Consider the following 17,123-nt stretch of genomic DNA (forward strand, 5'->3'; position numbering starts at 1 on the left):
GATTAATTGTTATTTTTTATATGTATCTTCCTTGACCCAGCCTTCAATGTTGCGCTGCCGTGCCCGGGCAACGGATAAGGCTTTGGCCGGAATATCCTTGGTAATCGTCGAACCGGCGCCGACATAGGCATAGTCGCCGACTTTGACCGGTGCGACCAGGTTGCTGTTGCAGCCTACGAAGGCATGGTCGCCAATGGTCGTGCGGTGTTTGATCTTGCCGTCGTAATTGACAGTGATCGTCCCGCAGCCGATATTGACACCACTGCCGACATCGCTGTCGCCGATGTAGCTGAGGTGCGGCAGTTTCGTGCCATCGCCGACGGTGGAGTTCTTGACTTCCATATAGTTGCCGACTTTGACCTGATTGCCGATGACCGTATTGGGCCGGAAATGGACGAATGGGCCGATTTCACAGCCGTTCTTGATTTCGCAGTCATGAGCATACATGAACTGGACATGGTCGTCATCGCCCATCTTGACGTTAGTCATGCGGACGTACGGGCCGACCTGGCAGCCTTCGCCGATAACCGTATCGCCTTCGAGGATCGTCCCCGGATAAAGGACGGTGTCGCGGCCGACGGTGACCGTCGTATCTACATAGGTGTTATTCGGATCGATGATGGAAACGCCATCGGTCATGAGTTCATCCAGTTTACGCTGGCGCAGGACCCGTTCGGCTTCGGCCATCTGCTGACGCGAGTTTACACCGAGTGTTTCCGCATAGGACGGCGCAGCAAAGGCACTGACGACTTTGCCTGCCGATACGAGCATGCCGATGATATCGGTCAGATAGTATTCACCTTGCGCGTTGTCATTGGTGACGTTGTGAAGCATATCCCACAAGAGAGACATATCAAAGCAGTAAATGCCGGCGTTTACTTCGTCGACTGCCAGTTCTTCCGGCGTGCCGTCTTTCTGTTCGACGATTTTGACGACCTGCCCTTTTTCATCGCGGATGACGCGGCCGTAACCGGTCGGATCCGGCATATGTGCCGTCAGGACCGTCGCAGCTGCGCCGCTCTGTTCATGACAGTGGATAAGGGCTGTAAACGTTTCCTTCGTGACCAGCGGCGTATCGCCACAGGTGACAAGGAGGGTGCCAGCTTCACCCTGGAGCAGCGGTTCGGCCTGCAGGACAGCATGGCCTGTGCCGAGCTGTTCTTTCTGCATGACAGTTTCGGCCTGATCACCGAGGTAATCCCGGACCGTTTCACCGCCAAACCCGACGACGACGACCTGGCGCTGCGTCCCGGCTGCTTTGACAGCCCGCAGTACCTGTTCGACCATCGGGACGCCGCCGACTTTGTGCAAAACCTTGGGGAACTTCGACTTCATACGCGTCCCCTTGCCGGCAGCGAGGATAAGTGCAATAGTATTTTTCATCCAGTTATAGCCTCCCTGAATTCCATAACTATATAATGTCCATTTAAGGATAACACAAAACGGGGCGAAAAAAAAGAGGCTGTCACATAAAGACGCCTCTTTTATCCAATAGCTCGTATTAACCTAATACATAGACAACGACATCACGACGGCCGAAGTCCAGGGCTTCGCTGGTCGAATCCATGGCCAGGTCGATGCGGTCACCGACGATAGCTCCGCCCGTATCGGCAGCTACGGCATAGCCATAGCCTTCAATGTAGAGCTGCGAGCCGAGGGGAATGACATCGGGGTCGACGGCAACCATGCCGCGCTGGAGATACTGTCCCGTTGCCGTGTAGCCATCACCGCCGCCATCTTCAGCGGTGTAAGCCGTAGCTTCCATGACAAGACGACGCTGATAGCCTTCCGTCGAAGACGATTCTTCAGGGATCGGACGGCCACTGGCTTCCGACAGGGCTTCCATGGTCTGGGAGCCGACGACGCCGTCTGCCGTGAGGCCGTGGTCAGCCTGGAACTGTTCGACAGCAGCTTCTGTCGAGGGACCAAAATCACCATCAGCACTACCGGACAGATAGCCCGTATCCTGAAGCATATATTGAACGCTCTGTACGACAGAGCCACTCATACCCATTTGAACGCTAGCACAAGCCAGGGATGTAAACGCGAACATGCAGATTGTTGTCATTAATATCAGTATACGATTTCTCAAAAAACCACCTCTTTGAACGAACACAATATCAAGTACGTCCTGAATTATAGCAAACTTCCCACCATAAGTCAAAAAAATTGATAATTATAATTCATTTCCGATGATTTTATACTCTATTCTGCACGTTATCCAATCAGTATATGGCCGTTAATACTCAACTTTGAGTTGTGTTTTTTAGTACCTGGTGCTAGTTTTTTATAATTATTATGCATTTTTACCTATTTCAAGACTTTGTCTTCTCCACAATATTTCTTATGGATTCGGCCCCTTCGACAGAATCCGTAAGGACATAAAGGTAGTCCCCTGCGCGCAGACACGTATCGTCATCGGGGATGATGTCACCACTGCCACGCTTGACATCGACGATGACCGTATGAGCCGGCCAGGCGATGCGGCCGATATATTTCCCATCGGCCTGACTGCCGCTGGATACGGTCAATTCCAAGAGATTCCGCCGTTCTTCCGACGATAAGACAGGCTTATTCTTGGCCAAGTTCCGTTGCAGCAAGGCTTCGTAAATCGGTTCTCCCTGACAGAGCTGGGCTACGACCAAAGCGACCAGTGACGCCGTACAGAGGACGAGCAGGTGTTCATAAGAGCTGGTCATTTCCATGATGAGAATCGTTCCCGTAACCGGTGATTGTACCGAGGCCGCAAAAAAAGCAGCCATGGAGATGACGACGATGTTAGATAAGTAATACGAAGAGATGAGGCCCAGCTGCACGAAGACGATGCCCGTAATGCCGCCCGTCAAAGCCCCCAGGACCAGCATGGGCAGGAAGAAGCCGCCAGGAACGCCGCAGCCATAGCTGACCAGGGTAAAGAGGAACTTCCCGATGAGCAGGCCGGCAAAGAGTTTCAGCGACAAGGGCAGCGTATAAAGACTGTTGACCAGGTCGTTGCCGCCGCCAAGGACTTCGGGGAAGACATAGCCCAGTACGCCGGCCATGCATAAGGCAAAGGCAATGCGCATATATTGATTGCGAAAAACGGGTAAGTCATAAAAATAATGAATATTCAGCAAGCCTTTATTGAAAATAACGCCCGCAAAACCGATAATAATTCCTAAAATAACTACAATCCACATGTACCGGAGAGGAAAGGGCGGCAGCATGCCGAAATGGAAGACCGGCGCCCGGCCAAAGACGTAACGGCTGACCATGGTAGCCAATAGGGCCGCTGCCATGGACGGTGCCAGGACGACACCGGAAAAATTGCGGTGCAGTTCCTCCAGGGCAAACATGACGCCTGCCAGCGGCGCATTGAAAGCCGCCGCCAGGCCGGCGCTGGCACCGGCCGTGATGAGATAGCGTTCTTCCATCCGCGTCCGGCCGAAATCCCGGCTCAAGCCCTGGGCGGTGACGGCACCGATCTGGATGGACGGTCCTTCGCGGCCCAGGGACAGGCCCAGGCCGATGCCGACGATGCCGCCGACGAGCTTGACCCAGAGGATGCGCAGCCAGCGCATGCGGATGGCCCCCAAGATGACGCCTTTTACCTGGGGGATGCCGCTGCCGCCGGCATTGGGTTCATAAATCCCCAGGCGCCATAAGAGCAGGGCCGCCGCCAATAAGACGCCGAACCAGGACAGGTTCAGGAGTACGCCGCCGCTGGCCAGGACGTTGGCATAGATCCATTGGCGCCAGACCGTCCCCATTTCCAGGCCCCAGCGAAAAAAGCTGATAACCGTTCCTGATAATATCCCGACGACGATGCCTTCAAAAAAAAGGCGCAGGCGGAACCGAGGCCAATGGTCGAGGGCCCGCAGAGCCGCTTCTAACTGTGTATCGACATGCATATCTTTCACAATCCTTTCTATTCATATGTCCAAATTATATCATAGTCCCGTAACTTTCGCAGGTTCCTGATGGTATCCCCTATTATAGTATTATAGAGAAGGCGAAATATAAGTTTTCGTAAATTTTTCGCAAGCATTTCCTAAAAATCGTTGCTATTTAAAGAATGACTCATTATGATAGAAACAACACATCGATAGGAGTCCTGTCCATGAATCAGCCATCTTTCCATTTCCCAAAAAGCCCGCGGGCCAAGGCCATCGCCTTTGGCCTCATCTTTCTCCTGACTTGTATAGCCATTTATCTCTATAGCCATTCCAGTGCCGTCCCAAAAGTAAAAGGCACGGCCCAGAACGTATCGGTCACGGCGTATACCGTGACCCGCCAGGATATGAAGCGCAAGATTTCCCTGTCCGGCCAGACCGTTCCCGTCGCCCAGGTCGACATTTCCACGAAATACGCCGGTAAAATCGCCGATGTCGCCGTCAACCTCGGCGATGTCGTCGCGCCGGGCCAGGTCCTGCTCATCCAGGATACGGTCGACACGAACCTGACCCTCAATCAGGATAAAGCAGCCCTGGAACAGGCCGTCGCCGATTCCAAGGCTGCGGAATCGCAATTCGGCTCAGACCTGCAAAAAGCAGAAGTCGAATACGACACGGCCAAGATGAATTACAACCGCTATGCCGTCCTGAAAAACGAAGGCGCCATTTCCCAGCAGGAACTGGATACAGCCTATCAGGCCCTGATCGTCGCCAAATCGGCCCTGGACAACCTGGAGTCGCAGAATGTCGGCGACGTCCCGGCCAGTGTGGCCAGTAAATATGCCGCCCAGGCCAAAGCCGGCTATACCGTCGACAGCCTGACCCAGCAGCTCGACGACATGACCCTGCGGGCCCCGCGGGCCGGCGTCGTCACCTACCGCAACGCCGAAGTCGGCGCCATGGCCGCGGCCAACACGAAAGTCATGACCATTACCGATACGAGCGGCGTATACATCGACTGTTCCCTGTCCGAAGCCGACGTCGCCGCCATCCAGCAGGGGATGCCCGTCAGCGTATCCATCGAGTCCCTAGCCCAGGACTACGACGGCTATATTACCTACGTCAGCCCGGCCATGGACGATACGACCAAGACCTACGTCGTCCGCATCACCCTGGCCCAGCCGGACGCGAAGCTGCGCGGCGGCATGTTCGCCCAGTCGTCCATCGACGTCCTGCAGAAACCGGATACCCTGTTCATCCCCAAAGACGCCTTGACGGAACAGGATGGGAAGGCTCAGGTCTGCGTCATCAGGCCTGACGATACGATTGAACTCCGCACGGTCACGACGGGCCTGCGCAACGACGATTATATCGAAATCACGGACGGCCTCGATGACGGTGACGTCATCGCCACAACCAACTTGGCCCGCCTCAAAGACGGTACGACCGTATCCATCGAAGAAAGGCAGTGACCGTCATGAATTTGACTAAGTTTTCTATCGACCGCCCTATCGGCATCACTATGGTCATCGCCTTCTTCGTCGTCCTCGGCCTGTTCAGTTTCTACCGCATCGGCGTTGAACTGCTGCCGGCCTTGAACACACCGTACGTCACCGTGTCCATTTCCTACCCCGGTGCCAATGCCGATTCCGTCGAACAGCAGGTCGTCAAGCCTGCCGAAGACGCTCTGTCTTCTGTGTCTAATTTAAAACATATGACGTCGACGGCATCGTACGGCCAGGCCCGGATTACGCTGGAGCTTGATTTTTCGGCCAATGCCGATGCGGCAGCCATTGACGCTACGAAAAAAATCAATGCCATCCGCGGCAGCCTGCCTGACGATATCGACGAGCCAGTCGTCATCAAGCGCGACGTCAACGCGACGCCGATCATGTACGTCGCCGTCCAATCTTCCCACTCCCTGGACGATATCTACAGCAAGACAGAAAATGATTTCCAAGATGTCCTCCAGCAGGCCGATGGCGTCTCGGAAATCGAGCTCAACGGCGGCCGTGATAAGGAAATCGCCGTCGAAATCGACAAGGACAAGCTCATCCACTACGATATGACCCTGGCAGAAGTCGTCAAAGCCTTGAAAGCGGAAAACGTCCTCATGCCGTCGGGGACGATTTATTCGTCAGGCACGACGACGGACGTCCGCGTCAAAGCCCAGTACGCCGATGAAAGCGAACTGTCCCAAATCCAGGTCACCAATGCCAAGGGTGCCAAGATTCCCATTACGGCGGTCGCCTCCATCAAGCGCCAGGACCAGCGAGTCACGCGTTATGCCCGTGTCAACGGCGACGATGCTGTCGTCATGGCCATTTACAAGAACAGCGACGCCAACGTCGTCAACACGGTCGACAATGTGACCAAAAAGCTGGACGAACTGCGCCAGGACAATCCGGACTATACCTTTACCATTACCAATGAATCGGCTTCGTATATCCGCAATTCCCTGCACAATACCCTGCAGACCCTCATCGAAGGCCTGTGCACGACAGGGCTGGTCCTGTTCTTCTTCCTCCGGGGCTGGCGATCGACGCTGGCCGTCATGATTGCCATTCCGACATCCCTGATTTCTACTTTTTTTGCCATGTACCTGGCCGGCTTCACCTTTAACATGATGTCCCTCATGGGCATGGCCCTGTGCATCGGCATCCTCGTCGACGACTCGATTGTCGTATTGGAAAACATCCACCGCCACCTCATGCAGGGCGAAGCACCAAAATCAGCAGCCCTTCACGGCCGGTCGGAAATTGGCATGGCTGCTGTCGCCATCACCCTCTGCGATGTCGTCGTTTTCCTGCCTATTGCCTTCATGACGGGCATGGTCGGCCAGTATTTCAAACAGTTCGGCCTGACCATCGTCTTTGCCACACTCTTTTCCCTCTTCGTTTCCTTTACGCTGACGCCGATGCTGGCATCGCGCCTGTTCCGCCTGGGCCTGAAAATCCCGGACAAACCGATTTGGCATAAAATGGACGCCATCGAAGAAAGCGCCCGCAACCACTATACGTCTATCCTGACCTGGAGCCTGGATCACGCCAAAAAGCTGGTCATCCCCGTCCTGGTCCTGTTCATCGCCGCAGCGGCCCTGATCCCGACGGGCCTGGTCGGTTCGGAATTCATGCCCCAGACTGACGAAAGCAGTTTCCGCATCACCGTCGAACTGCCGACCAATGCCAATCTGACGCGGACAGATAAAGTAGCGCGCCAGCTCGAAGATTACTTGAAGACGGTCCCGGAAGTCACGTACTATACGTCGATGATCGGCGGCAAGAGCCTGAACCAGGCCAATATCCAGGTAACGCTGAAAGACCGGCGCGACCGGTCGCGGACGATATGGCAAGTCACCAACGACGTGCGCCGCTTTGCTGCGGACCACATCTATGACGGCGACGTCCGGGTCAAAGAAGCCCAGGCTTCCGTATCCGGGACGACAGGCGGCTTCGGCGGCGGTTCAGGCAACCTTCGCCTGGAACTGCGCGGCAAGGACAGCGAGGCCCTGCTGGCCCAGTCACGGGCTATCGAACAGATGATGAAGACCGACATCGCCGGCCTGCGCGACATCAGCAGCTCCTACCAGGACGGCATGCCCGAATACCAGCTCGTCGTCGACCGTAATAAGCTGAAACAATACGGCACGTCCCTGAGCGATCTGAACGACACCTTTTCCAATGCCATCAGCGGCCAGAAAGCCGGCGTCCTGGCCAATGACGCCAAAAACGACAACAACGACACGGATATCTACGTCCGCCTCAAAGGGGCCGACGCCTTCCGCCTGTCCGACTTGGAAACGATTCCCCTCAACGCCAACGGCCACATCATTTACATCGCCGACGTAGCCAAGGTCCAGGCCGGGACAGGACCGGTGACGATCCGCCGGACCGACAAGGAACGGAGCATCACCCTCGGCGGCTCGCCTCAGGGACGGCCGCTGAACGAGGTCATCCAGGACGTGGCGAATCACCTGAACGCCATGGACCTGCACGGCGTGACTTTCCGCTTCACCGGCCAGGCCGACCAGATGACGACGACCTTCACGGACTTGGGCGAAGCCCTGCTCCTGTCGCTCATCCTGATATTCATGATCCTGGCCATCCTCTATGAATCGGTCAAGACGCCATTCATCCGCATGTTCTCGCTGCCCCTGGGCCTCATCGGCTCCCTGTTCCTGCTCTTCTTGACCAATAATACGCTGAACCTCTATTCCCTTATCGGCATCCTGGTCATGGATGGCCTGGTCGCCAAGAATGGGACGCTCCTCCTGGACTATACGCTGACCCTCATGCACGAACAGGGCCTGGACCCGCGCAGCGCCGTCATCCAGGCCGGCCGCGTCCGGCTGCGTCCTATCTTCATGACCACCCTGACCATGGTCGTCGGCATGCTGCCTACGGCCCTGTCCATGACGGCCGGGGCGGAAACGCGGGCCAGTATGGCCGTCGTCGTCATCGGCGGCCTGCTGACATCGACAGTCTTCACACTGGTCATTATCCCGATTCTTTTCGTCTTCATGGAAAAGCACAGCCTGTTCCGACGAAAGAGTGCCTAAAAAAAGTCCTGCCCTGATGGCAGGATTTTTTGTTTTATTATAGAATAATATATACATATATAGAAAATGCATCGGGCTCAATGAAGGAGGACTGACCTATGAACGATAGATACACACCGACATTTAATATTCACGAAGCCGTGCGCAAGACTTTACCTTATATGATGGAAATGCGCGAATATTTCCATGCCCATCCGGAATTGAGTGAAAAAGAATTCGATACGTGCAAGACGATATTCCAGGAACTGTCCCTCATGGGCATCGAAGACGTTAAAATCATCGCCGGCACAGGCGTCACCGGCCTGATCCACGGCGCCCTGCCCGGTCCAGTCATCCTCTTGCGGGCCGATATCGACGCCCTGCCGCTGACGGAAAAATTCGACTGCCCTTATTCGTCCCTCGTCGACGGCGTCATGCACGCCTGCGGCCATGACGGCCATGCAGCCAATCTCCTGGGCGTCGCCAAAATCCTCAACAAGCACAAAGACTGCCTGCGCGGCACGATCCGCCTGGCCTTCCAGCCGGCAGAAGAAGGCAACGGCGGCGCCGCCCGCATGATCGACGCCGGCATCCTCAACAACCCCCGCGTCGACTATGCCCTGGGCCTGCACGTCGCCGGCAGCCTGCCCAAGGGGTACGTCGGCATCGGCCGCGGTGAGATTTCGGCGTCCTGTGACGACTTCACCATCACCCTCCACGGCCGCGGCGGCCACGGCTCCCAGCCGTTCCTGTGCATCAGCCCCATCCAGATGGGCATCGACATCATCCAGTCCATCCAGAGCTTCGTCTACAACTGCCATGCCGACGGCGACGGCGTCGTCCTCACCTTCGGCCAGTTCCAGGCCGGCCACAACCCGAACGTCATCCCGGAAACGGCCGAACTGAAAGGGACCCTGCGGACATATAACGAAGAAAAGCGGAAACGCATCCTCGACGCCATTCAGGCCATCCTGAAAAATGTCACTACCACTTACGGCGGCACCTTCGACCTGGACGTCGTCCCCTTCTCGCCAGTCTGCGTCAATGACGACGGCGTCACCGACCGGGTCGTCCACATCCTCCAGGCCCACTGTTCCCACCGCGTCGACCTGGTCCCCTTGAAGCGCGGCTCCGGCTCGGAAGACTTCGCTTATTTCAGCGCCGCCGTGCCCAGCTCGTTCTACTACGTCGGCGTCTACAGCGACGCACCGGTCATCGGCCATTCACCGGAATTCCATTGGGACAGCAACGCCTTGAAGTACATGTGCGAAACGATGCTCACCATCGTCTATTACTTTGAAAGTTATGCCTGAGCTTCCCAGTTGTCTAATTCCATATTGAGCGTATAATGAGGGGTATCCATCTTGAAAAAGGAGTGATACCCCTCATGGTATTCTGGTTCATCATCGAACACACGATGCTTCCCATTTTCTTTCTCGTCGTCCTCGGTTATTTCCTCGATAAGAAATTCCACCTCGACGTAAAGACCTTATCGAAGCTCATGTTTTTCCTGGTCATCCCCAGTTTCATCTTTACCAATATCTATACGACGCAATTCCCGGCGACGAGCATCAACATCATCGCGGCCATCGCCATCTTCATGGTCATCTGCTTCGTCATCGCCAACATCGTCGGCCGTATCCGCCACTACGATGCAGCCATGCTGGAATCGTGCCGCAATGCCTTCATGTTCAACAACACGGGAAATCTCGGCGTCGCCCTGATCATCCTCGTCTTTTCCCACGACCCCTTCGTCGTCAACGGCCAGACGCCGTATCTGGCCGAAGCTATGGTTGTACAGATCATCATCTTCATGATCCAGAGCATCTCCCTCAACACGCTCGGCCTCTATCAGGCCGGCCGGGGCCGCCTGACGGCCAGGGATACGCTATCTGTTATGTTCCACATGCCCCTGCTCTATGTCCTGGCTGCGGCCCTCATCGCCCGCTACGTCGGCTGGGACGCCAAGGACTTCTTCCTGTCCTATCATGGATATGGCCAGCAAGGCTCTCCTGCCCCTGGCCATGGTCAGCATCGGTGCCCAGTTGTCGCAGACGAAGATCCAATGGCTCGACAAGGACGTCTGGATTGTCAGCATCCTCAAGATGACGGTCCTGCCCCTCATCGGCCTGGCCATGATCTACCTGGCCAATGCCTTCCGGCCCGGCACGTTCACAGCCGTCAGTGCCACGGTCTTCCTCATCTACTGTGCCATCCCGACGGCCGTCAATACGGCCCTGTTTGCCATCGAGTTCGACAACAACCCCGATTACACCACGCAGGTCGTCATGAACACGACGGCCCTGAGCGCCGTATCCCTGACTTTCTATATTTTCCTGGGGCACATTCTTTTCGTCTGAATGATATACTTTTTATCTGTTCGTTACTAAAATCGATATATCCTAACTTTTATTAAAAGAATTTCAAAAAAAGTTATTGACATGACGCGTTTTTACTTATATAATAATTTCATCAACAGAATAGCAGCGGCAAAGGAGCCTGGAAAGAGAGAGCATAAACTATCTTTCCAGGCTTTTCGTATATTCTGGCGATAATAAAATATGACAGTAGACAATGATGTCTTTTCCCCGATGGTTCCATCAGGAAAGGCATCTTTTTTATTTGTCAGGAGGTTGGGAATTATGAAAAAATTATGGTCACGTTTAGGAGTGCTGCTCCCGTGTCTGCTCATGGCAGCGCCGGCAGCCTTCGCTTCCGATCCGGGGACGATCGATACAGGCGATACGGCCTGGGTCCTCATCAGCGCAGCCCTGGTATTCATCATGACACCGGGCCTTGGCTTCTTCTACGGCGGCATGGTCCGCAACAAGAACGTCTTGACGACGATCATGCAGAGCTTCTTCATCGTCGCCATGATTTCCGTAGAATGGATCCTCATCGGCTATGCCATGACTTTCGGTACGGATATTAATGGTTTCATCGGTTCTCTTGATAAAGTCGGTCTTACCGGCGTCGGCATGGCTGTCCTGGAAAACGGGACGATTCCGGAAATGGCTTTCGTCGCCTTCCAGTGCATGTTCGCCGTCATCACACCGGCCCTGATTACCGGCGCTTTCGCCGAACGCATGAAGTTCCACGCTTTCGTCGTCTTCATCCTGCTCTGGGCTATCTTCATCTACAACCCCATGGCACACTGGGTCTGGGGCGGCGGCTTCCTGGCTAAACTCGGTGCCCTCGACTTCGCCGGCGGCCTGGTCATCCACATCCTCTCCGGTGTTTCGGGCCTGACCCTCTGCGTCCTCCTGGGCAAACGCTATGGCTATGGGAAAATCCCCATGGTTCCGCATAACCTGCCTATGACCGTCCTCGGCGCAGCCCTCCTCTGGTTCGGCTGGTTCGGTTTCAACGCCGGCAGTGCTCTCGGCGCCAACGCACTGGCTGCCAGCGCGTTCATCGCTTCTCAGGCCGCTGCCGCTGCCGCTACGGTCACCTGGGTCGCTGTCGAATGGATTGTCCAGGGTAAACCGACCATCCTCGGTGCCGCTTCGGGCTGCATCGCCGGCCTGGTTGCCATCACCCCGGCAGCCGGCTTCGTCGCTCCCCTGCCGGCCTTGATTATCGGCGCTGTCGGCGGTGTCATCTGCTACTTCGCCGTCGCCGTCGTCAAAGCCAAACTCGGTTACGACGATTCCCTCGACGCCTTCGGTATCCACGGTATCGGCGGTACATGGGGCTCCATCGCCACCGGCCTCTGGGCTACGACGGAAGTCAACCCGGCCGGGGCTGACGGCCTCTTCTACGGCAGCTCGGATCTGCTCGTCGCTCAGATTATTTCCACTGTCGTCGCTTACGCCCTGGCCATTGTCGGCACGTTCATCATCTTCAAGATCATCAGCCTCTTCATGACGGTCCGCACCGATAAGAATGAAGAAATCACAGGCCTGGACATTGGCGAACACGGCGAACGGGGTTATAATTATGCTATCATGTCCGGCAGCCCCTTCGGCGAAACGCCGGCGACGCCGCTCGGCAATGCATCCTTGGACAATGCCGCCGTCAACAACGCAGGCATTAACGGTCGTAACTTATAGAGGTGATACGAATGGAAGAACATCCGATTACAAAAGTAGAAATCATCACTCGTCCGAGTAAATTGGAAGAGCTCAAAGAAGCCCTGAACAACATCGGTGTCATGGGCATGACTGTCAGCCAGGTCTTCGGCTGCGGCCTCCAGAAAGGCTACGTCGAAGTCTACCGCGGCCAGCGGTACAACATCAACCTCCTGCCAGGCATTAAAGTCGAAACGGTCGTCTGTGAAGTGCCGGTCGACAAAGTCGTCGAAGTCGCCCAGAAAGTCTGCAAGACAGGCAAACCGGGCGACGGCAAGATCTTCATCTACCGCCTGAACGATGCCGTCCGCATCCGGACAGGCGAACGAGGACCTATCGCCATCATGGACGAAAAGTGAGTGTACAAACGGGGCTGCCGCATCGCGACAGCCCCTTTCAAGTTGTTAGTGGCTAGTTGTTAGTTGTTAGCGGATGGGTTTAAATTTAAAGGTCTTTTCTACAAACTATAAAGCACAAGGTGTTTCGCATGATGATATAAATCTTCGTATGACGGCCCCGCTTTTTGTTATTAGGGGCTAACAACTTATCATTTTTGCGCTATAATAGCGTCATGAAAGAAAAATCCACTGCAACTACTCACAAGAGGAGGAATTCAACGTATGGTCAAAATCGGCAATGTTGCCCTCGACAATGGCATGCCTAAAATCTGTGTCCCCCTTGTCGGTCATTCTACGAACGAACTCGTCCAGGAATGCCGCTATCTCCAGGATAAAATCTACGACGTCGTCGAACTGCGCATCGACTTCTTGAAAGACGTCACGTCCCTCGACGCTGTCGGCGAAGCTTTGGCCGCTGTCCGCCAGGAATTGCCAAACGGCGCTATCCTGTTCACGTTCCGTACTAAAGAAGAAGGCGGCGAAACGGAAGTTCCTGAAAGCTACTATTTCGACCTCATCGGCTACGCTATTAAAAGCGGTAAAGTCGATGCCGTCGACGTCGAATACTTCCGCGACCGCGCCAGCATCGAAAAAGCACTGGTCGTCGCGAAAGAACACGGCGTAACGGTCATCATGAGCAACCACGACTTCGACAAGACGCCGTCTTTCGATGAAATCACTGGCCGCCTCATGGGCATGAAGAAACTCGGCGCCGATGTGGCCAAACTGGCCTGCATGTCGAACTCGGCTAAAGACGTCCTGACCCTCTTGTCGGCAACAGAAGCCGTCAAATCCCAGTATCCCGATGAACCGATCATCACCATGTCCATGGGCAAACTCGGCGCCATCAGCCGCATCAGCGGGGAAATCTTCGGCTCTGCCCTGACCTTCGGTTCGGCTAAAAAAGCCTCTGCACCGGGCCAGCTGGACGTCACGACATTGCAACAAATCCTGTGGGCCCTTCACTGAGGCCTTCATATATTTCTGATAAGTGCTTCAAGGGCATAGAGTACTTCTTCCATGCTTTTATCATTGACAATGCAATAATCAGCCGCTTCACGGTAAAGTGTGATGCGTTCTTCGTAGAGCCGGTAGACTTTCTGCCGGCCCTCTTTTAATAAGGGGCGGACAGCTACATCTACATCGGAGACGATATCATCTGGTGAACGGTCGATGAAAAATACTTTGCCCGTCTTTTTTAAAATAGCCATATTTTCCGGACGTTTGATGACGCCGCCGCCACAGGCAATGATAACGCCCTGCTTGGCAGCCAGCGTACGACTGGCTCGGACTTCGGCATCGCGGAAGCAGTCTTCACTGACGGTAAAGAGTTCCGGGATGGTCTTGCCTTCTTGTTCGACGATGACGTCGTCGGCGTCGTAGAAATCACGTCCTAAGCGTTTCGCCAAAGCTTTCCCTAAAGTACTCTTACCGCATCCAGGCATGCCGATGAGGACAATATTGACCTTATCATTCATAATAAGATTCCATCTCCTTGGCAATTTGTTCAATCACAGACGAATCGATAGTCCGGCCCATCCAGATTTCTTCCGAACCGATGGCCTGAGCGACGAGCATGTACATGCCGTTCAGGGTCTTGGCGCCGTGGCGACGGGCGGCCTGCAAAATCTGCGTGTCTTTCGGGTTATAGACGATATCGACGACAGCCGGAAAGGCGGCGATGATACGTTCCGATGCAGGGCAGCCGTTGACGTCAGGGAACATGCCGACTGGCGTGCAGTTGACCAGGACGTCGCCGCCCTGAGAATATTCAAAGTCCTGATAATCGATGGTATCGGCACCGACGGTCTTCGTGAAGGCGTCGAATTCTGTCTTCGAGTGAGGATGGCGGGATACGACGGTAATCGACTTGGCTCCGCTGTCGGACAAATACTGGATGATGGCCCGGGCACCGCCGCCGGAACCGAGGACGACGCAGTCCTTCTTTTGGATGCCGATACCGGCATGTTCCAGGGAGCGACCGAAGCCGCTGTAGTCTGTATTATAGCCAAAAATCCCGTTATCTGTAAAATGGAGCGTGTTGACAGCTCCGATGATGCGGGCTTCGCGGGAAATATCCGTCAAGTACGGCATGACGTCGAGTTTGTAGGGAATGGTGACATTGGCTCCCGTATACCCTTCGTCGCGCAGGCGCTGAAGTTCATTTGGGATATCGCTGCGGTCCATTTCCAGGACGCCGTACTGATGCTGCCCTTCGACCTGTAAAATCCTGAATAATTTTTCGTGGATAGCCGGGGAAGCCGTATGACCTAACTTAGCCCCGATGACGCCTAATTTCATCTACATTTCCTCCTTGGTCGGATACGTAATTCCCTAAGATTTTAAAATAATTGCAGTGTTCTGCCAAATTGCGCAGGACCCGGGATGTCGCCGGATTGCGCAGGTTGCCCATGACGTCGATGTGGAAAAAGTATTCAAAGGGCCGGCCCTTGAGGGGCCGCGATTCCAGATGAGTCATGTTCATGCCGTTATAGAAGAAGTAGCCCAGGACGTGATACAAGGCGCCTGGCCGGTGCTGTGTCGTCAGGACCAGGGTAATCTTGTCGGCCTCTGGCGACTGTTCCATATCGGCGGCGATGATGAAGAACCGCGTATAATTCATGGTATTGTCATTAATATGTTCCACCAGGACATCGAGGCCGTACATATCAGCTGCCGTCTTGTTGGCAATGGCAGCGATATGGGGGTCCTCCATTTTTTGAACCTGTTCGGCACTCTGAGAGGTACTGAAATAGGGGTGGAGCTGCCATTCGCCGTGGTGCTTGAGGTAACTGCGGCACTGGTTCAGGCCCTGCGGATGCGAATAGACTTCGCGGATGTCTTCGAGTTTCGTCCCCGGCAGGGTCAAGAGGCAATGCTCTACTTTGACGTATTTTTCGCCGACGACGCAGCAGTCGTAACGGTGGATGAGGTCGTATACGTCGGTGATGCCGCCAGTCGACGAATTCTCGATGGGCAGGACGCCGTAGCGGGCCTGCCGGGTAGCAACGGCCTGAACGACGTCTTCAAAGTGAGAGCCATAAGCAGGCAAAATATTCTTGCCGGCAAAATAGGACTTCATGGCTTCATACGTATAAGAACCGGGCTGGCCGAAACAGGCGATGTTCAAGGGCATATCTTCAGACGCATCCATTACCAGCACCGCCCTTTCTCCGACAGGCAGACGTCGAGGATAGCCCAGGCAGCGGCCGCTTCGACGACGGGAATGGCGCGCTGGACGATGCAGGGATCGTGGCGGCCCTTAATGACGAGGTCGCAGTTTTCCTGCGTGTCCGTGTCGATGGTTTCCTGTTTCTGGCTGATTGACGCCGTCGGCTTGACGGCCAGGCGGAAGACGACAGGCATGCCGTTGGTGATGCCGCCGTTGATGCCGCCGTTGTGGTTGGTCCGGGTCTTGACGACATCGCCATCGTAATAAAAGGCGTCGTTGGCCTGGGAGCCGCGGAGGTCAGCCAGGGCGAAGCCGTCGCCGAATTCGATGCCCTTGACGGCCGGTACGGAGAACATCATGTGACTGAGCTGGCTTTCGACAGAGTCGAAGAACGGGTCGCCGATGCCGGCAGGAAGGCCTGTCACCATACATTCGATGACGCCGCCGACGGAATCGAGGTCGTTCTTGGCCTCCAGGATTTTTTCTTCCATCGGGCCGGCCTGGGCCTTATCGAGGACGGGCAGTGTTTCTTTTTTCAGCGCCTGCAGGGTTTCTGCTGTTTCCCCGGCAGCATCAAAGGGCTTGTCGGCGATGCCGGCCAGGCGCAGGATATGGGAGCCTACAGTGATGCCGTGGCGGGCCAGGATCTGGGAAGCCACGGCCCCGGCAAAGACCAGGGGCGCCGTCAGACGGCCTGAGAAGTGGCCGCCGCCGCGGTAATCGTTGAAACCGCCATAGCGTATCTTGCCGGAATAATCGGCATGGCCAGGCCGCATGATGTGGCGCAGCTGGTCGTAATCCCGCGAGTGCTGGTCACTGTTGCGGATGATAGCGCACAGCGGCGTCCCCGTCGTATGGCCGTTGAAAAAGCCGCTTTGTACTTCAAAGGCATCTTTTTCCGAGCGGGCCGTAGACATTTTATTCTTCCCCGGCGCGCGGCGGGCCATTTCAGCCCGGACGGCGTCCCAGTCGATGGCCTCGCCCGACGGCAGGCCGTCGAGGACGGCGCCGATAGAAAGGCCGTGAGATTCACCGAAAATCGTAAGGCCGATCGTCTTTCCAAAGGTATTCATT

14 protein-coding genes and 1 pseudogene are annotated in these 17,123 nt (G+C 55.3%); 8 read left to right on the forward strand and 7 right to left on the reverse strand.

From position 1 onward, the window contains the following. Positions 1-9 precede the first annotated feature (9 nt). The 3 genes from glmU to ACFWUB_RS04875 form a co-directional block, all read right to left on the reverse strand. Positions 10-1,383 carry a bifunctional UDP-N-acetylglucosamine diphosphorylase/glucosamine-1-phosphate N-acetyltransferase GlmU gene (gene glmU / locus ACFWUB_RS04865; protein ID WP_416184313.1) on the reverse strand — a complete coding sequence of 458 codons (1,374 nt, stop codon included), beginning with the start codon at positions 1,381-1,383 and terminating at the stop codon, positions 10-12. 118 nt (positions 1,384-1,501) lie between these two features. After that, entirely contained in the window at positions 1,502-1,975 is a 474-nt protein-coding gene (locus ACFWUB_RS04870) for a 3D domain-containing protein (protein ID WP_020309721.1), read from the reverse strand. A 340-nt stretch (positions 1,976-2,315) separates the two neighbouring features. Further along, positions 2,316-3,890, reverse strand: coding sequence for a ClC family H(+)/Cl(-) exchange transporter (locus tag ACFWUB_RS04875; RefSeq protein WP_416184387.1), 1,575 nt, complete (start codon positions 3,888-3,890; stop codon positions 2,316-2,318). Between the two features lie 209 nt (positions 3,891-4,099). On the opposite strand from ACFWUB_RS04875, the gene ACFWUB_RS04880 reads away from it, so the two are divergent. The 8 genes and pseudogenes from ACFWUB_RS04880 (at position 4,100) to aroD (ending at position 13,846) form a co-directional block, all read left to right on the forward strand. Beyond that, positions 4,100-5,344, forward strand: a complete 1,245-nt coding sequence (locus ACFWUB_RS04880; RefSeq protein WP_020309719.1) for an efflux RND transporter periplasmic adaptor subunit — start codon at positions 4,100-4,102, stop codon at positions 5,342-5,344. 5 nt (positions 5,345-5,349) lie between these two features. After that, positions 5,350-8,430 (forward strand): efflux RND transporter permease subunit, encoded by a 3,081-nt coding sequence (locus tag ACFWUB_RS04885; protein ID WP_292299373.1) that lies wholly within the window; start codon positions 5,350-5,352, stop codon positions 8,428-8,430. A 98-nt stretch (positions 8,431-8,528) separates the two neighbouring features. Beyond that, positions 8,529-9,722 carry a M20 metallopeptidase family protein gene (locus ACFWUB_RS04890; RefSeq protein WP_416184314.1) on the forward strand — a complete coding sequence of 398 codons (1,194 nt, stop codon included), beginning with the start codon at positions 8,529-8,531 and terminating at the stop codon, positions 9,720-9,722. A gap of 104 nt (positions 9,723-9,826) precedes the next feature. Continuing rightward, positions 9,827-10,174: pseudogene (locus ACFWUB_RS04895) on the forward strand (AEC family transporter); the annotation flags it as partial. A gap of 223 nt (positions 10,175-10,397) precedes the next feature. Further along, positions 10,398-10,769, forward strand: a complete 372-nt coding sequence (locus ACFWUB_RS04900; RefSeq protein ID WP_416184315.1) for an AEC family transporter — start codon at positions 10,398-10,400, stop codon at positions 10,767-10,769. 282 nt (positions 10,770-11,051) lie between these two features. Continuing rightward, positions 11,052-12,461 carry an ammonium transporter gene (locus ACFWUB_RS04905; RefSeq protein WP_020309715.1) on the forward strand — a complete coding sequence of 470 codons (1,410 nt, stop codon included), beginning with the start codon at positions 11,052-11,054 and terminating at the stop codon, positions 12,459-12,461. An 11-nt stretch (positions 12,462-12,472) separates the two neighbouring features. After that, complete coding sequence (locus ACFWUB_RS04910; protein ID WP_020309714.1) at positions 12,473-12,838, forward strand: P-II family nitrogen regulator; 366 nt, start codon at positions 12,473-12,475, stop codon at positions 12,836-12,838. Between the two features lie 261 nt (positions 12,839-13,099). Then, positions 13,100-13,846, forward strand: coding sequence for a type I 3-dehydroquinate dehydratase (gene aroD / locus ACFWUB_RS04915; protein WP_416184316.1), 747 nt, complete (start codon positions 13,100-13,102; stop codon positions 13,844-13,846). Between the two features lie 5 nt (positions 13,847-13,851). On the opposite strand, the gene ACFWUB_RS04920 is transcribed toward aroD, so the two are convergent. Genes ACFWUB_RS04920 through aroC form a run of 4 tightly spaced genes read right to left on the reverse strand, consistent with a single transcriptional unit; the run spans position 13,852 to position 17,122 of the window. Then, entirely contained in the window at positions 13,852-14,355 is a 504-nt protein-coding gene (locus tag ACFWUB_RS04920; RefSeq protein WP_292108103.1) for a shikimate kinase, read from the reverse strand. Beyond that, positions 14,348-15,178 (reverse strand): shikimate dehydrogenase family protein, encoded by an 831-nt coding sequence (locus ACFWUB_RS04925; RefSeq protein WP_292299376.1) that lies wholly within the window; start codon positions 15,176-15,178, stop codon positions 14,348-14,350. The genes ACFWUB_RS04920 and ACFWUB_RS04925 overlap by 8 nt, the downstream gene beginning before the upstream one ends. Further along, positions 15,153-16,031, reverse strand: a complete 879-nt coding sequence (gene pheA, locus ACFWUB_RS04930) for a prephenate dehydratase (protein WP_292281976.1) — start codon at positions 16,029-16,031, stop codon at positions 15,153-15,155. Before pheA ends, ACFWUB_RS04925 begins: the two co-directional genes overlap by 26 nt. Next, positions 16,031-17,122: a chorismate synthase gene (gene aroC, locus ACFWUB_RS04935; RefSeq protein WP_416184317.1), complete on the reverse strand. Its 1,092-nt coding sequence runs from the start codon at positions 17,120-17,122 to the stop codon at positions 16,031-16,033. Before aroC ends, pheA begins: the two co-directional genes overlap by 1 nt. Between the last annotated feature and the right edge of the window lies 1 nt (position 17,123).

It is taken from the genome of Megasphaera sp. (assembly GCF_047831605.1).
Lineage (GTDB): Bacteria > Bacillota > Negativicutes > Veillonellales > Megasphaeraceae > Megasphaera > Megasphaera intestinihominis.

Excerpts from the sequence above, each read along its gene's own strand:
- aroC (WP_416184317.1), bottom strand. The coding sequence starts at position 17,122 with ATGAATACCTTTGGAAAGACGATCGGCCTTACGATTTTCGGTGAATCT.
- ACFWUB_RS04880 (WP_020309719.1), top strand. The coding sequence starts at position 4,100 with ATGAATCAGCCATCTTTCCATTTCCCAAAAAGCCCGCGGGCCAAGGCC.
- ACFWUB_RS04925 (WP_292299376.1), bottom strand. The coding sequence starts at position 15,178 with ATGAAATTAGGCGTCATCGGGGCTAAGTTAGGTCATACGGCTTCCCCG.
- ACFWUB_RS04905 (WP_020309715.1), top strand. The coding sequence starts at position 11,052 with ATGAAAAAATTATGGTCACGTTTAGGAGTGCTGCTCCCGTGTCTGCTC.
- ACFWUB_RS04920 (WP_292108103.1), bottom strand. The coding sequence starts at position 14,355 with ATGAATGATAAGGTCAATATTGTCCTCATCGGCATGCCTGGATGCGGT.
- ACFWUB_RS04885 (WP_292299373.1), top strand. The coding sequence starts at position 5,350 with ATGAATTTGACTAAGTTTTCTATCGACCGCCCTATCGGCATCACTATG.
- pheA (WP_292281976.1), bottom strand. The coding sequence starts at position 16,031 with ATGGATGCGTCTGAAGATATGCCCTTGAACATCGCCTGTTTCGGCCAG.
- ACFWUB_RS04890 (WP_416184314.1), top strand. The coding sequence starts at position 8,529 with ATGAACGATAGATACACACCGACATTTAATATTCACGAAGCCGTGCGC.
- glmU (WP_416184313.1), bottom strand. The coding sequence starts at position 1,383 with ATGAAAAATACTATTGCACTTATCCTCGCTGCCGGCAAGGGGACGCGT.
- ACFWUB_RS04870 (WP_020309721.1), bottom strand. The coding sequence starts at position 1,975 with ATGCTTCAGGATACGGGCTATCTGTCCGGTAGTGCTGATGGTGATTTT.
- ACFWUB_RS04875 (WP_416184387.1), bottom strand. The coding sequence starts at position 3,890 with ATGCATGTCGATACACAGTTAGAAGCGGCTCTGCGGGCCCTCGACCAT.
- aroD (WP_416184316.1), top strand. The coding sequence starts at position 13,100 with ATGGTCAAAATCGGCAATGTTGCCCTCGACAATGGCATGCCTAAAATC.
- ACFWUB_RS04910 (WP_020309714.1), top strand. The coding sequence starts at position 12,473 with ATGGAAGAACATCCGATTACAAAAGTAGAAATCATCACTCGTCCGAGT.
- ACFWUB_RS04900 (WP_416184315.1), top strand. The coding sequence starts at position 10,398 with ATGGATATGGCCAGCAAGGCTCTCCTGCCCCTGGCCATGGTCAGCATC.